The sequence below is a fragment of the Ralstonia sp. 24A2 genome (genome assembly GCF_051783885.1).
Taxonomy (GTDB): domain Bacteria; phylum Pseudomonadota; class Gammaproteobacteria; order Burkholderiales; family Burkholderiaceae; genus Ralstonia.
Genome location: NZ_JBPVZD010000002.1, coordinates 393,240 through 408,724 on the forward strand (window position 1 = coordinate 393,240; position 15,485 = coordinate 408,724).

Consider the following 15,485-nt stretch of genomic DNA (forward strand, 5'->3'; position numbering starts at 1 on the left):
AGCCAAGCACTGACACGCGATGAGATCGCGTTACACGATATTTGATATCAGATGAAAGAGATTTGAAGAAGATCGCAGAATTAGCGTGTTTGGCTCCGTCAGAGCCGGACAAAGAAAAACCGCCCCGGAGGGCGGTTTTCATCATGCAAACAGCTGAAACCGGTCGACGGGGGCTTACTTGCCGCCCACGCTTTCCAGCGGTGCCCACTTGCCACCGGTGACCTTGTAGACGGTGATGCCGCCGTCCTTCAGGTCGCCCTTGTCGTCGTAGGCGTAGTGCTTGGCGGTCACGCCTTGCATGTTGGTGGCGGCCAGGATCGGCAGGTACTTCTGCGGATCGGACGAGCCGGCCTTGACCATCGCTTGCATCAGGGCCATGGCACCGTCGTAGGCGTACGGCGAGTACGTCTGCACCGGCGTGCCGAAGCGCTTCTCATAGCGCGCCTTGTAGCCAGCGCCGCCCGGCATCTGCTCCAGCGGCAGGCCTGCCAGCGATGCCACCATGCCTTCGGCCGCTTGCGGGCCGGCCAGCTTGATGAAGTCGTCGGTCTTGGACATTTCGCCCGACATCAGCGTGGCCTTCATGCCCAGTTCGCGCATCTGCTTGATCAGCGGTGCCGATTGGCCTTCCGCGCCGCCGTAGAACACGGCGTCCGGGTTCTTGCCCTTGATTTGCGTCAGGATGGCCTTGAAGTCGGAAGCCTTGTCGTTGGTGTACTCACGACGCACGATGTTGGCGCCGGCAGCCTTGGCAGCCTTCTCGAACTGGTCCGCCAGACCTTGGCCGTAGGCCGTGCGGTCATCGACGATGGCAATGTTCTTGTAGCCCAGCTTCTTGACGGCAAACGCGCCAACCACCGAACCCTGCTGGGTGTCGGAGGTCATCATGCGGAACGTCGTCTTGTAGCCTTGCGTGGTGTATTCCGGCGCCGTTGCCATGGCGATCTGGGCGATGCCGGCGTTGTTATAGATGCGCGATGCCGGGATGGTGGTGCCCGAGTTGAAGTGGCCCAGCATGCCCTTGATGCCGTTGTCCACCAGCTTCTGTGCGACGGTGGTACCGGTCTTCGGGTCAGCCTGGTCGTCTTCCGACACCAGCTGGAACTTCACTTCCTTGCCCGCGATTTTCGGATGCGTGGCGTTGAACTCTTCCACAGCCAGCGTCAGGCCGTTCTGCATGTCCTTGCCGTACTGGGCTTGAGGACCGGTCATCGGGCCAGCGTAGCCGAGCTTGATGACTTCTTGGGCCGATGCGGCCGTCATTGCACCACCCGCCAGCGCACACAGGGCTGCTGCCATGCACAGTTGCTTCAATTTCATTTGTGCGTCTCCTAGTTCAAACGCAATTTGGATCAATAGCGCGACGGGATCACCGTCGCCCTCCTCCCGCTTCGCCTCCCATCCTTACGCGTCGTGCGGATGGAAGTACGAATCCTGCTTGTGCTCCCCGTCAGCCGATGGTCATCAGACTGGCGTTGCCACCCGCCGCGGCCGTATTGACCGACAGCGAACGCTCGATCAGCAGGCGCTCCAGCGCCAGCCCTTCCCCGCCATGCGGCAGGCCTTGCACCCCCACGATCGGGCCGGCGCGTCGTGCCAGCCCTTCGCAGATGGCGCGCAGATGGTCCGAATCGCCGTGATGCAGCACCGCGTCGAACTCAGCCCCGTCCAGGGCCGGCACCACACGGACGCGCGATTGTACTGCCGGTGGTAGCTCGCGCAACACGGCTTCCACAGCAGGGTTTTCCAGCACCACGGCCACGCTGCCGACCGCCAGCACGGCGGCCAGTTGGCGCAGCCAGTCGGCCGGATCCACCGCCACGCACAGCACGGCTTCGCGCGGCAGCAGCGTGTAGGTATTGCGCTCGCCGGTCGGGCCCGGCAGCGTTGCCGTGGCACCGGCGGCCGAGGCAGCGGCCAGGCGTTCGCACAGCGCCGTCAGGTTGGCGGACTGCGCCACGGGCGACTTCTTGCCCGCCCATTCGGCCAGCGCATCGAACGGCGCCAGCAGCGCGCGGCGCGCATCGGTGTCGACTTCGGTGCCAGTGCCGGCCGTGAGCGACAGCGCGGTGCGCATGCCGTCCTGCGGGCAGGTCGACAGCAGACGCAGCAGATACAGCGGGCCGCCCGCCTTCGGGCCGGTGCCCGACAGGCCCTCGCCGCCGAACGGCTGCACACCCACCACGGCGCCGACGATATTGCGGTTCACGTACAGGTTGCCGACGTGCGCGCGGTCCACCACGTGCGCGATGGTCTCGTCGATACGCGTGTGGATGCCCAGCGTCAGGCCGTAACCCGTGCCGTTGATCTGCTCGATCAGCTTGGTCAGGCCGGCGTTGTCCGCCGAGCGTTTCCAGCGCACCACGTGCAGCACGGGGCCGAAGATTTCGCGCGTCAGATCCGACAGGCTGTCGAGTTCAATCACCGTCGGCGGTACGAAGGTGCCGTGTGCGCAAGCCGCCGGCACCGGTGCCTGATGCACGCGACGGCCCTTGGTACGCATGCCTTCGATATGACCGACGATGTTGTCGCGCGCTTCGGCGTCGATCACCGGGCCCACGTCGGTGGACAGGCGATCCGAGTTGCCCATCGCCAGTTCGGCCATGCCGCCCTTGAGCATCGTGAGCACGCGGTCGGCCACGTCGTCCTGCACGCACAGCACGCGCAGTGCCGAGCAGCGCTGGCCTGCCGAATCGAACGCGGAGGACAGCACGTCCGCCACCACCTGCTCGGCCAGCGCGGACGAATCCACGATCATCGCGTTCTGACCGCCGGTTTCGGCAATCAGCGGGATCGGTGCGCCGTTGGCGTCCAGGCGGCCGGCCAGCGTGCGCTGCAGAATGCGCGCGACTTCGGTGGAGCCGGTGAACATCACGCCCTTGGTACGCGGGTCCTTCACCAGCGCGGCACCGACGGTCTCGCCGCGGCCCGGCAGCAGTTGCACGGCACCGGCCGGCACGCCGGCTTCGCGCAGGATGCGCACGGCCTGGGCGGCAATCAGCGGGGTCTGCTCGGCGGGCTTGGCGAGCACCGGGTTGCCGGCGGCCAGCGCCGCGCTCACCTGACCGGTGAAGATCGCCAGCGGGAAGTTCCACGGGCTGATGCAGACCACCGGGCCCAGCGGGCGGTGCGTGTCGTTCGAGAAACCACCACGCACCTGCGCTGCGTAGTAGCGCAGGAAGTCCACGGCCTCACGCACTTCAGCGATGGCGTTGGACAGCGTCTTGCCCGCCTCACGGATGATCAGCCCCATCAGGTGCTGCATCTCGCCTTCCATCAGGTCGGCGGCGCGATCGAGCAGCGCGGCGCGCGCTTCCGGCGGCGTGGCTTGCCAGATCGGCGCGGCAGCAGCAGCGGCCGACAGTGCGGCATCAACGTCAGCCTCGGTGGCTTCGGTCACGTGGCCGACCACATCGCGCAGGTCCGACGGATTACGCACCGGTTGCGGGGTACCGCCAACATACGGCGCATCGCCGATGGTCGGCTCTGCGGCCCAGACCGTGCTGGTGCCCGCAAGAAGGGCGGACGACAACGACGCCAGGCGCTGCTCGTTCGCCAGGTCAATGCCCGACGAGTTTGCGCGAACGTCACCGTAGAGATGGCGCGGCAGCGGAATCTTCGGATGCGGCATGCCGAGCGTCCCTTCATCGGCGTGCATCTTCTCCACCACCGCCACCGGATCGGCGACGAGGTCGTCCAGAGGAATCGACTCGTCCGCAATGCGGTTCACGAACGAGGTGTTGGCGCCGTTTTCCAGCAGACGGCGCACCAGGTAAGCCAGCAGCGTTTCATGCGTGCCGACCGGCGCGTAGATGCGGCACGGGCGGTTCAGCTTGCCCGGCTTGTTGCCGACCACCTGCTCGTATAGCGGCTCGCCCATGCCGTGCAGGCACTGGAATTCGTACTGGCCGGGGTAATAGTTCTGGCCGGCCATCTGGTAGATCGCGGCCAGCGTGTGCGCGTTGTGCGTGGCGAACTGCGGGAAGATCGCGTCCGGCGCGGCCAACAGCTTGCGGGCACACGCCAGGTACGACACATCCGTGTAGACCTTGCGCGTGTAGACCGGATAGCCCTCCAGGCCTTCGACCTGGGCGCGCTTGATCTCGCTGTCCCAGTAGGCGCCCTTCACCAGGCGGATCATCAGGCGGTGCTTGCTGCGGCGGGCCAGGTCAATGATGAAGTCGAGCACGAACGGGCAGCGCTTCTGGTAGCCCTGCACCACGAAGCCGATGCCGTTCCAGCCAGCGAGCTCAGGCGCAAAGCACAGGCGCTCCAGCAGATCGAGCGACAGCTCCAGGCGGTCCGCCTCTTCCGCATCGATGTTGATGCCGATGTCGTATTCACGCGCCAGCATGGCCAGCGCCTTCACGCGCGGGTACAGCTCGTTGATCGTGCGGTCGTACTGCGCACGCGAGTAGCGCGGGTGCAGCGCCGACAGCTTGATCGAGATGCCCGGCCCTTCATAGATGCCGCGTCCTCCCGACGCCTGCCCGATCGCGCGGATGGCCTGTTCGTAAGACGCGAGGTAGCGCTGCGCGTCTTCCTCCGTCATGGCGGCCTCGCCGAGCATGTCGTAGGAATAGCGGAAGCCTTCGGCCTCGAACTTGCGCGCGTTGGCCAGCGCCTCGGAAATGGTCTCGCCGGTGACGAACTGCTCGCCCATCAGGCGCATCGCCATGTCCACGCCCTTGCGGATCAGCGGCTCGCCGCTCTTGCCGATGATGCGCGTGAGCGCCTTCGACAGACCGGCTTCGTTGTGCGTGGCGACCAGCTTGCCCGTGAGCAGCAGGCCCCAGGTAGCCGCGTTGACGAACAGCGACGGGCTCTGGCCCAGGTGCGAGTGCCAGTTGCCGTTGCTGATCTTGTCGCGGATGAGTGCGTCGCGCGTGGCCTTGTCGGGGATGCGCAGCAGCGCTTCGGCCAGGCACATCAGCGCCACGCCTTCCTGGCTCGACAGGGAGAATTCTTGGATCAGACCTTGCACCAGACCTTCACGGCCGGTGCCAGCCTTTTGTGCGCGCAGCTTGCCGGCGAGGTTGCGGGCGAGCTGCTTGGCTTCCGAGGCGAGCGCGCCCGGCAGACGGGCCTGCTCCAGCAGCATCGGAATGGCTTCGGTTTCCGGCCGGCGGTACGCGGCGGTGATGGCAGCACGCAGCACCGATTGCGGTTGCACGCTCTGTGCGAATTCGAGGAACGGTTGCACCGCGGGCTCGTCACCCTCGTGCACGTCCGAGACGGCTGCGGCGGCGGACGGGAGGCCATCCGCCGCCGGGCCGTTTGCATCTGCTTTTACGTCATTCGGCAGCTGCCCCCGCTCCACTTGGTCCAGATACGTGAAGATCGCCTGCTTGATCAGCCAGTGCGGCGTGCGGTCAATGGACTGCGCAACGCGCTTGAGGCGTTCACGCGAAGCATCGTCCAGCTTGACCCCGAGGGTGGTTGTAGCCATGTGGGTTCCTATCCAAAGCTGCCATTGCCTGACTTGTGGCCGGCAAATTGAGCGGATCATACGCCTGGCGGTTTGTGAGGTGCAACCTAGTAGAACCCCTTGGTTCGAAATGGGTAGTTATGGTGCAACCGCACATGGTTTTTGGGGGCTTTTTTGGCTGTCTGGTTTTTGTCTTGGTGGTGCATCCCTGTTTCGTACCCTGCCGGGCACGACTCACTTTTCTTTGTCTTGCCAAAGAAAAGTAAGGGCGGTTTCAAGCCCCAAGTGCAACAGCGGGGTCAATCACAATGCCCTGCTTGGCGCAGTTCTCAATGAAGGCTTCTGCAGGTGTGCGCCAGCCGAGCGTCTTGCGTGGTCGGGTGTTCATCAGCAACGCGATCGCGTCAAGCTGACGCTGTGAGAGCACCGACAGGTCCGCTCCCTTTGGCAAGTACTGGCGCAGCAGGCCATTGGTGTTCTCACAGATGCCGCGCTGCCAGGGGCTGTGTGGATCACAGAAGTAGATCCGGATGCCAGTCGCCTCGGCGAGCTTGCTGTGCAGCGCCATTTCCTTGCCCTGGTCATAGGTCAGAGTCTTGCGCAACTCCTCCGGCAGAGGAGCGAACGCCGCGCTATAGGCCTGCAAAGCAGCCTCGGCTGTACTGCCGTCGATCTTCACCAGCATCACGAACAAGGTGCTGCGGTCGATGAGCGTGCCCACTGCCGAACGGTTACCAGCACCTTTGATCAGGTCGCCCTCCCAGTGCCCCGGAATCAGCCGGTCGTTAGCCTCTGGCGGGCGCACATGAATGCTCACCATGTCGGTGAGCTGCCCACGCCGATCTTGCCCGCGCGAGCGCGGCTTGCGAGCACCGTGCGCCTGCCGCAGCAGGCTGACCAACTCGCGCCGCAGAGCACCGCGTGGAGCGGCGTAGATGGCGTGATAGATCGTTTCGTGCGAGACGTTCAAAGCGGGTTCGCCGGGATGGACACGTTTGAGCTGCGCAGCCACCTGCTCCGGCGAGAAGCCTCTCTCCAAGTACTGGCGGACCTCAGGCCACAGTTTGCCTTGCCGGTGCAGCTTGCGTTCGCGACGTGGCTTACGTCGCAACTTGGAGGCCCGCCGGCCAGCGCGCACCGCATTGTAGCCACCGGCTATCGTGGGGCGCCCCATCGGACCGCGCTCATGTTCCGGTTTCCAGCCGTTGCGCCGAAGCTCCCGGCTGATCGTGCTCGGTGAGCGTTGCAGTGCACGCGCAATCTCCCGCATGCTCCTGTCCTCCAGCTTCATCGCGAAGATCGCGCCACGCTCTTCGGCGCTCAGGTGTTCGTAGTCTTGTCCCATGCAACACATCCTAGATAACGTGTTGCACTTGCTACTTGAAACCGCCAAGCAAAAGAAAGGCGCGCCCGAGATGGCGACCCATTCCTTGAATTTCCGTAACCGTGCGGGGAAGGAGGCAAACTCGCTGCGCTCAGACAGCCTCCTTCCTTTTTCCGCCCGCTTACAAAAATTCAAGGCGCCATCTAGGGCAGGAAAGTCAAAGGCCAAACCGGCGGTGAACGAAGGTGAGCGGCAGGGCGAGCAGGCGGATAGAGCGCGCGGCGCACATCCGCATGCAAGACGAAGTGGCGCCCTAGCAATCGATGGTTTGCTTTGCCCTTGCCCTAGATGGCGCCTTCGATTTTTGTTGCGGGGAGGATTAAGGAAGGAGCCTTGTCTGAGCGCAGCGAGTTTGGCTCCTTCCCCTCCCCGCGACACAAATCCAAGGGGAAGTCGCCATCTCGGGCGCGCCTTTCTTTGCTTACTTTCTTTGGGCAAGACCAAAGAAAGTGAGTCAGCCCCGGCAGGGGATGAAACAAGGGATGCACCACCAAGGCAAAAACCAACAAAACCAAGCAGCTGCTAGATCCGCAACGGATCAATCTCCAACTGCCACCGCACCCCCTTCACCGTCTTCCCAATTTCCCCAAACCGCTCAGTCCACGCAGACAACAGCTTCTGCAGCGCAGCCCGAGAGGCGGATTCCACCAGCAATTGCGCCCGCTCGCGGTTGGCCAACCGCACCATGGTCATCGGCACAGGGTCATGCAGAAACACCGGCGCGCCCAGTTCGGCCACGAGTGCTTCACCCATCTCCCGCGCAGCCTTCAAGAACTCCAGCGCCCGCGCCACTTCCTTGTGCTCAGTGGTCAGCAACGCCTGATAAGCAAACGGCGGCAACCCAGCCTGCTTGCGCTCCCGCAGCAACTGGCGCGCGAACCCGCCATAGTCATGCCGCACCAACGCCTGCAGCGCCGGCGCATCCGGATACCGCGTCTGGATCAGCACCTCCCCCGCCAACCCGGCACGGCCCGCGCGCCCAGCCACCTGCATCAGCGAGGCAAACAAATGCTCGCCAGCGCGAAAGTCATGGGAGAACAGCGATGGGTCCGGCGCCACCACGCCCACCAGCGTCACGCGCTGGAAGTCGTGCCCCTTGGCGACCATCTGCGTGCCGATCAGGATGTCGACACTGCCTTCGTGCACGGTGTCGAACAGGGCTTCGGCGCTGCCCTTGCGGCGAGTGGAATCGGCATCGATGCGGGCGACGCGCGCCTGCGGGAACAGCTCGCCGAGCGTCTCTTCAATGCGCTGCGTACCGCGCCCGAGCGGGGCGATGTCGACGTTGCCGCAGTCGGGGCAATGGTGCGGGATGCGCGATTCGTAGCCGCAATGGTGGCAGCGCAGGCGCCGCTCCGGCTTATGCAGCACCAGGTACGCCGAGCACCGCGGACACCCCGACAGCCACCCGCACGCATCGCACGACAGCACTGGCGCATAACCCCGGCGGTTCAGGAACAGCAGGCTCTGCTCGCCGCGCGCCAGGCGATCGGCAATCGCATCGACCAGTGGCTTCGATAGCCCATCGCGGATCGCCCGCCCGGCGCGGCGCTCCAGGTTCAGGTCGATGAGCGACACGCGCGGCAGCACGGCCTCAGCCTGGGCGCGCTGCGACAGTGTCAGGCGCGTGGTGGCGCTCTGTTCCGCGCGCCACCAGGTTTCCAGCGAGGGCGTGGCCGAGCCCAGCACGACCGGGATGTTGCGCTGCTTGGCCCGCCACAGCGCCAGATCACGTGCGGAATAGCGCAGGCCTTCCTGCTGCTTGTAGGACGTATCGTGCTCTTCGTCGACGAGAATGAGCGCCAGATTGGGCAGCGATGCCAGCATCGCCAGCCGTGTACCGAGCACGATGCGCGCCTCGCCACGATGGGCGGCCAACCAGTTCAGTGCGCGTGGCTGCTCGGCCAGGCCGCTGTGCAGAGCCGCCATTGGCACGCCGGGAAAGCGCGCGGCAATGCGCGCTTCGAGCTGCGGCGTCAGGTTGATCTCGGGCACGAGCATCAACACCTGCGCAGCCGGATCGCGTGCCAAGGCATCGGCGATGGCGTGCAGGTAGACCTCGGTCTTGCCACTGCCCGTTACGCCATAAAGCAGGAATGGGCTGAAGGTGGCGCTCGCTCCACCCTGCGCGATGGCGGCCACGGCGGCGCCCTGCTCGGCATTCAACGCGGGCGCGACGGAGGGGGCGGGCAATTCCAGCGGTTGCGGCAGCAGCGCCTTCGGCCGCAGTTCTGCGCGCAGCCAACCGACGGCGGTCCAGTCACGCAGTTTGGCGACAGCCTGCCCATGCAGCGCGACGGCGGCGCTGGTGGAAAGCTCGCCGTCGCCGGTGATCGCTTCAGCCAGACGCATGGCGCCGGTGGCGCGCTTGGGTACGCTGTCCAGCAAGGCCGCCGCGTGCGTGGAAGCCGGCTCAGCCATCACGTAGACCGTTTCATTGGCCTGGCGCGCGAGGTTGTCCCAGCTACCGGGCGTGCGCCACAGCGGCGGCAGCGCCGGGAGCGTCACTTCGCCTAGCGCACGGTGGTAGTAGCCGGCGGCAAACTCAGCCAGGGCGCGCCATTCAGCGTCGAGCGGCGGTACCCAGTCGAGTACGCGTTCGACGTCGCGCAGCTTGTCTTGCGGCACGTCGGTGGTCGTGGCGGTTTCCACCACCAGCGCTACCACGCGGCGGTTGCCGAACGGCACGACCACCAGTTGCCCCGGCAACACCGGCTGCACGCATCGGTAATCGAACACCGCATCGAGCGGCGTGTCGATCACCACCCGTGCAAAGGCGGCCGCGGTTTCGGTACCAGCCGCGGCATCGGGAAACACGGTGTCGGCTTGTGCGGTGGTCATCCGAGGGGCAAACGGTTGAATTGCAAAGGAATTGTTGCGGTGCAGCGGCGCATCGCGCACCTAGTGTGCACCTAGCAAAAGCGCGGCGCTCGTCTCACCTTGCCGGCACAGTGATTGCCGTGCCCGCCTCAATGTTCAAGTATCACTTGAGGTTTGTGCAGTGGCGCCCTGATCGGTGACCGGTTTTTGGGTCTATCCACACAAGCTGTGGATAACTTTGTTGAAAAGTCGCCCGCAGCGCCCAGGAAAGCCGATGAAGCCGCCGTTTTTCTGGCTTGCACGGTTTCCGCGCAAACGCCATTCCTTCAAAAAAATCAAACACTTATGCGATGGATGTGCGTAACGTTCCCTGTTGCGCCGCGGAAAGAGCCAGCCGCGACAGCTTTGTGCATAAGTCAAGTCTTGACAGTCAGGTTACGCACCAAAGTGCGCGAAATAAATCGCTTGACACCCCTTTGGGGCCAATCTGCGCGCCCAGGCATGCGAGTAGACGCTCACCCTCTTTGCACCAAAGCGGCGAGCGGCCCACTCATGCGCTCAGCTTCTCGCACCGCGATGGCCCAATTCAAACACCATCGCACCGCAGCATGATTCTGTTACGCAGCTTTTTTGCGCAGTGCACGGCTGAAGCTGTGCACCTCGTCCACCAGCACCGTCACAGCCTCGGGCGGCGTGAATTGCGAGATGCCGTGGCCCAGGTTGAAGATGTGGCCGTCGCTGTCGCCGCCAGCGGCGTAGTCCTCGAGCACGCGGCGCACTTGCGCGCGGATGGCGTCAGGCTCGGCAAACAGCACGGTCGGGTCCAGGTTGCCCTGCAGGGCAACGCGGCCGCCGGTGCGCTGGCGGGCGAGCTGCAAGTTGACCGTCCAGTCCACGCCCAGCGCATCGGCCCCGGTCTCTGCCATGGCTTCGAGCCACAGGCCACCACCCTTGGTGAACAGGATGACCGGCACGCGCTGGCCATCGGCACCGGGGCGGATACCTTCCACCACGCGCTGCATGTAAGCCAGCGAGAACTCGTGATAGATGCCATCGGCCAGCGCGCCGCCCCAGGTGTCGAACACCTGCACGGCCTGGGCGCCGGCCTCGATCTGCGCGTTCAGGTAGTCGATCACGGCCTGCGCGTTGATCTCCAGGATGCGGTGCATCAGGTCCGGACGCGCGTAGAGCATCGACTTGACGGTGCGGAAGTCGTCCGAGCCCCCGCCTTCGACCATGTAGCAGGCCAGCGTCCACGGGCTGCCCGAGAAACCGATCAGCGGCACGCGCTGGCGGCCGTCCTGCACGAGCGCGCGGCGGATTTCCGCCACCGCATCGAACACGTACTGCAGCGACGACATGTCCGGCACCGACAGCGCCGCCACGTCGGCTTCCGAGCGCACCGGCTTGGCAAAGCGCGGACCTTCGCCCTGGGCGAACGACAGGCCCAGGCCCATGGCGTCGGGCACGGTCAGGATGTCGGAGAAGAGGATGGCCGCGTCCAGCGGAAAGCGGTCCAGCGGTTGCAACGTCACTTCCGTCGCATACGCAGGCGACTTGGCCAGGCCCAGGAAGCTGCCGGCGCGCGCGCGCGTGGCGTTGTACTCCGGCAGGTAGCGGCCTGCCTGGCGCATCAGCCACAGCGGCGTGTAGTCGGTGGGCTGGCGGCGCAGGGCACGCAGGAAGGTGTCGTTGGCGAGCGGAGCGGACATGGCGTTGGACTCTTTATGAGGGCGCCATTGTAAGGGATGGTGTTTTTATCCCGGACTGATCCACGCCAATACTCGGCGCCGGTCAGTACACCTTGTGCGTATCCCCGGCCCGCTGCGGCGGCAGCTTGATCGCCATGGCCTTGAAATCGGGGCTGGTGGTCGACGTTCCGTGCACAACCCCATGCGGAATGACGATCAGGTCGCCCGCCCGTACCTCACGCGGCGCGTCGTCGAGCCAGAACGTGGCCGTGCCAGCCATCACGTACTGAATCTCGTCCGAGTACGTATGCGTGTGCTTGGCGACCGTCCCCACCTGGATGCCGACCGTGCCGTTGGGCGTGCTCACCAGCCCCTTGGTACGCAGCGTGCCCATCTCTGCGATGACGGGGCCGATCTCTTCGGCCGTCATGCCGCCCATGTTGATGATCTGCGGAGTCAGCGGTGCTGGCGCGGCAGGGGCGGCGGGTGCCGATGCCTGCGCAAACGCGCCGGCGCAACCGGCCAGCGCAACGGCAGCGCAAGCTGCTCGAACCACAGCAACAGGACGATGATGACGATGCATGATGCCTCCTCATGATGTGGCCGCCGTCGGGATGCGGCAGTCCGTGGCAACGCGATGGAAATGTCCGGCCGATTGTCGCACTGGCGCGCGGGTGCAGAGAGTTAGGGCGATTCCGGAGCAGGCGGGCCCAATCCCCGCCCTACACCCACATCTGCATCACCCGCTCGCCGGTCTCTACCGGCTTGCCCAGATCGTGCCCATTGGGCATCCAAACCGCATCGAGCATCGGGCGCACGAGATCCAGCTCGGTGGAGATGCCGTCCTGCCGGCCAAAACGCGCGCTGTTGGCGGCCTGCGCTTCGACCACACGGCGGTCCTGCTCAGCCACGCGGCGCAGGAACGGCCAGACGAACCCGCGCACGGCCCACGCTGGCGCCCAACGGTTCTCCACATGCAGCGTGCCGAACACGCGCGTGCGCAGCGCGTCTTCAGGCGTGAAATGTAGGGTGAAATACAGCGCGCTGCCGTTGGCGTAGCGGTACTCAAGCTGCGCCGTGGCAGGCGCGGCAACCCCAAAGTGCGCCCGCTCCAGCGTGCGCGGCGATTCGAACAGGCGATACAGCAAACCGCTTTGCTGCGCCTGGCCGGTGTAGTCCACCTGTAGTCCATCGGCGGACTGCGTGACGGCCACCGTCACCGGCTGGCGTGCGGCGTGGCTGCGTACGAGGCCCGGATGCACGAGATGGGTGTGCAGCGGGTCGAGAAAGTTCTCCAGCGCGTCGACCGGGCGCGCGTGCCAGACGGCGTTCCACAGAAATCGACGGCTGCGCGGCGGCAGGCGATTCAGGAATGCAGGCAACGCAGCGGGGCCGGCACCTCCTGGGGGGCGAGCGCTCAACCAGATCAATCCGTCGTACTCGAAGGCGTGCCACGCATTCACCTGCACGGCGGGTATGGCCGCACTCGGGCATCGGCCCGGCATGGCAGTGCAGCGGCCATCCGCGCCGAAGGTCCAGCCGTGGTACATGCACTGCAACGCATCGCCCACGAGGTGCCCGTCGGACAGCGGCACATGCCGGTGCGGACAGCGGTCGTCCAGCGCCAGCAGCCTGCCGGACGGCAAACGTGCGAGCACCACGGCACGGCCGAACAGTGTCACCCGCATCGGCTTGGCACGCAGGCGAGATGCCTCGGCAACGGGATACCAGCCGCGCAGCAGTGCGGGATTCCAGATCGTCATAACTGAAAGCGTTGCATGATCGGCACGCCGATCCGGGTGGTGAACGTACGCAGCACAGCAATGGCGCGCTGCGTGGCCGTGGGGAGGTGGCGGCAGTACACCGCGCTCATCTCAATGGCCGGCACGCCGCCGCGCAAGCGCTTGAAGTGCGCAGCGCCGGCGCTCAGGTTCAGCTCGGCGTCGCGCGTGATCGTCAACCGCAGCACGTGCGCCATCAGCAGGCGATACAGCCCGGCAGACTGCGGCCACGTGGTGTCATAGCCGACGATGGGTGCGGTCAACAACGCCCCCTGCCCGAACACACCGACCACCGCACGCAGTACACCATCCGCATCGCGAAAGCCCGCGCACTCCAGCAAGCCCGCCGCATGCCACGCACGGATGAACGCCGCCGTGTAGCGCGGGTTGAGCGCGGAATACTTGTCGAGATAGAGCTGCGCATAAAGCCGCTCGGCCTGCGCGAAATCAGCCTCGGTGAACGCATCGTGCGGCACAAAGGCCAGCGGCGCGCGCTCCAGCCAGTGCAGATCGCGGCGCAAGTTCTGATGCAGGCGTGCATTGCGCAGATCACGAAACACGTAGACCTGCCGCGTGGGGATCAACGCAAAGCCGGCAGTCGTCGCGGCATGCAGCCAATCGGCATGCTGCAGCGTGTTGAGCGAGCGCAGCCAGATCGCACGGTTCGGCCAACGGTCACGACACGCGCGCACCAGCGCGTCGAGATCGAACGCCGCCGCTGACGGATACAGATTCGTGCTGACCAGCCAGTTGTTGACGGCCACGGCGCGGTCGAACTGCGCACGGCGCATCCACGCATCGGCAAGATGGATCGTGCCGCGCAACACGGGCCGCAGCATGGGCGGCGCCAGTCGCTCGGATTCTTCCGCCGCATAACGACCGTAAGTAGTGATGGGCGAGCAGACCCATGCGTTGTCGGCGCGGTCATCGCTGCCGTTGATGGTCACCGGCAGGGGCAAACCACCCGCCTCCACCACGTCGACCCGTGTGACGAGGTTGGCAACAAACGGCAATGACGCCTGCCCGCGATGCACGTGCAGGAACGCGCCCGCCTTGTCGGCAAAACACGCGTGCATGGCGACGGTGGTGGCGCCGGGCGCGTTCATACCTCGGGCAGCTCCTCGCCGTCCCACTCGATGTCTTGCGTGGCGGCCTGGCGCATGTTGCAGCGCTGTTGGAGGGCCAGGCGCGCGTAGGCGGCCATGTCGCTCATCGCGCCCCACAACGGCGCGCGATCGCCGGGCACGGTCAGCACGTCGGCGGCGGCGCGCCAGTCATGCCGCCATTGGCGCAGCGTGCCGTGGCTAAGCGCGTGCATCAGCCCTACCGATGCCATCACGGGCGCCACCATGCGCGGCTGGCCGGGCGAAGGTTCGATGCAGCCATCCAGCGTGCCGGCCAATGCCGCTGGCAACGCATCGTCCGGGCCAAACAGATGGCAGCCACTGGTTGCGCGCGGGTTGCATTCGAGCGGGCTCACGCGGCCGTCGGCCTGCTGAATCCAGTCGAACGAGAGCTGTCCGGTGAAATCGAGCTTGCGCGCAAAGTTGGCAACGAAGATGCGGATGGCGTCGATGCGCGCCGGCGCGAAGTAGAAGCTCGCGCTGGTCGACATGCGCCAGTCCGGGCGATACAGCGCATGCGCCACAAGCCGGCCGCGATCGGCCACGCTGTACGAGCAGAATTCCTGCCCGCGCACCAGCGTCTGCACCACCCACGCACCCAGATCGGCCAGTGGCGGCGCATCGTCGGGGATGCCGTTGCGGTACAGCCGCACATGCACGCCAAAGCGCGAGAACTCGGGCTTGAGCACCACCGGCCGCCCTGCTGCCCACGCGCGCGCCTCGTCCAGCGTCTGCACGCATGCGGAGACCGGCACGTCGGCCCCGCAATCCTGCGCGAGCGTGAGGAACTGCCACTTGCTGTGCACCGCGCGCAGCTTGGCAAAGTCCTCTGCCAGCACGCGCACGTGGGCCGGCAGGTGATGCCGATAGCGCGACACAAAGAAGACCTCTTCGCACGTCGGCACGACCAGGTCGATGGTGTAGTCCTGCACGATGCGCTGGAGATCGGCCGCGAACTGCGCCGGGGCATGGCGCGGCGAAGCCACCCGCAACGTCGCCCCGACGGCCTTGGAGGCCCCGCTGATCTGGCAGGGAATGCTGTCGGCAATGCAGACCGTCCAGCCCTGGTGGGCAAAGCGGCGAGCGTGGTCGAGCGCCGCGGGCGCGCGACCACCGAGGATCAGCACATTCGGCATGGAGACGGAGCGTTCAGGTCAGGCAACGTCCGTCGATGTGGGATACGCGCGGAAGCTGCCGGGGCTCCATTCTAGGCAATGGCTTGCCCCGGCTCACGCGTGATGAAGAAGGGGTACGGCG

Annotated in this window: 9 protein-coding genes; all 9 read right to left on the minus strand. The window is 65.6% G+C overall.

Annotated features, from left to right (window positions below; genetic code table 11):
• Positions 1-174 precede the first annotated feature (174 nt).
• On the minus strand, positions 175-1,320 hold the full coding sequence (locus ACS13N_RS06640; protein WP_438930917.1) for a branched-chain amino acid ABC transporter substrate-binding protein: 1,146 nt from the start codon (positions 1,318-1,320) through the stop codon (positions 175-177).
• A gap of 130 nt (positions 1,321-1,450) precedes the next feature.
• The gene (putA, locus tag ACS13N_RS06645; RefSeq protein ID WP_438930918.1) at positions 1,451-5,449 is read right to left on the minus strand and encodes a trifunctional transcriptional regulator/proline dehydrogenase/L-glutamate gamma-semialdehyde dehydrogenase; all 3,999 of its coding nucleotides are present in this window, start codon (positions 5,447-5,449) and stop codon (positions 1,451-1,453) included.
• Positions 5,450-5,702: 253 nt separating this feature from the next.
• Positions 5,703-6,773 carry an IS30 family transposase gene (locus ACS13N_RS06650; RefSeq protein WP_438930839.1) on the minus strand — a complete coding sequence of 357 codons (1,071 nt, stop codon included), beginning with the start codon at positions 6,771-6,773 and terminating at the stop codon, positions 5,703-5,705.
• 561 nt (positions 6,774-7,334) lie between these two features.
• Entirely contained in the window at positions 7,335-9,653 is a 2,319-nt protein-coding gene (locus ACS13N_RS06655; RefSeq protein ID WP_438930919.1) for a primosomal protein N', read from the minus strand.
• 596 nt (positions 9,654-10,249) lie between these two features.
• Positions 10,250-11,344, minus strand: a complete 1,095-nt coding sequence (gene hemE, locus ACS13N_RS06660; RefSeq protein ID WP_438930920.1) for a uroporphyrinogen decarboxylase — start codon at positions 11,342-11,344, stop codon at positions 10,250-10,252.
• 82 nt (positions 11,345-11,426) lie between these two features.
• A complete protein-coding gene (locus ACS13N_RS06665; RefSeq protein ID WP_438930921.1) occupies positions 11,427-11,906 on the minus strand; it encodes a cupin domain-containing protein in 480 nt (159 codons plus the stop codon).
• A 139-nt stretch (positions 11,907-12,045) separates the two neighbouring features.
• Positions 12,046-13,086, minus strand: coding sequence for a Rieske 2Fe-2S domain-containing protein (locus ACS13N_RS06670; protein ID WP_438930922.1), 1,041 nt, complete (start codon positions 13,084-13,086; stop codon positions 12,046-12,048).
• The gene (locus ACS13N_RS06675; RefSeq protein ID WP_438930923.1) at positions 13,083-14,210 is read right to left on the minus strand and encodes a hypothetical protein; all 1,128 of its coding nucleotides are present in this window, start codon (positions 14,208-14,210) and stop codon (positions 13,083-13,085) included. Before ACS13N_RS06675 ends, ACS13N_RS06670 begins: the two co-directional genes overlap by 4 nt.
• On the minus strand, positions 14,207-15,364 hold the full coding sequence (locus tag ACS13N_RS06680) for an ATP-grasp domain-containing protein (protein ID WP_438930924.1): 1,158 nt from the start codon (positions 15,362-15,364) through the stop codon (positions 14,207-14,209). The genes ACS13N_RS06675 and ACS13N_RS06680 overlap by 4 nt, the downstream gene beginning before the upstream one ends.
• Positions 15,365-15,485: the final 121 nt, after the last annotated feature.

Excerpts from the sequence above, each read along its gene's own strand:
- ACS13N_RS06650 (WP_438930839.1), bottom strand. The coding sequence starts at position 6,773 with ATGGGACAAGACTACGAACACCTGAGCGCCGAAGAGCGTGGCGCGATC.
- ACS13N_RS06655 (WP_438930919.1), bottom strand. The coding sequence starts at position 9,653 with ATGACCACCGCACAAGCCGACACCGTGTTTCCCGATGCCGCGGCTGGT.
- hemE (WP_438930920.1), bottom strand. The coding sequence starts at position 11,344 with ATGTCCGCTCCGCTCGCCAACGACACCTTCCTGCGTGCCCTGCGCCGC.
- ACS13N_RS06665 (WP_438930921.1), bottom strand. The coding sequence starts at position 11,906 with ATGCATCGTCATCATCGTCCTGTTGCTGTGGTTCGAGCAGCTTGCGCT.
- ACS13N_RS06675 (WP_438930923.1), bottom strand. The coding sequence starts at position 14,210 with ATGAACGCGCCCGGCGCCACCACCGTCGCCATGCACGCGTGTTTTGCC.
- ACS13N_RS06640 (WP_438930917.1), bottom strand. The coding sequence starts at position 1,320 with ATGAAATTGAAGCAACTGTGCATGGCAGCAGCCCTGTGTGCGCTGGCG.
- putA (WP_438930918.1), bottom strand. The coding sequence starts at position 5,449 with ATGGCTACAACCACCCTCGGGGTCAAGCTGGACGATGCTTCGCGTGAA.
- ACS13N_RS06680 (WP_438930924.1), bottom strand. The coding sequence starts at position 15,364 with ATGCCGAATGTGCTGATCCTCGGTGGTCGCGCGCCCGCGGCGCTCGAC.
- ACS13N_RS06670 (WP_438930922.1), bottom strand. The coding sequence starts at position 13,086 with ATGACGATCTGGAATCCCGCACTGCTGCGCGGCTGGTATCCCGTTGCC.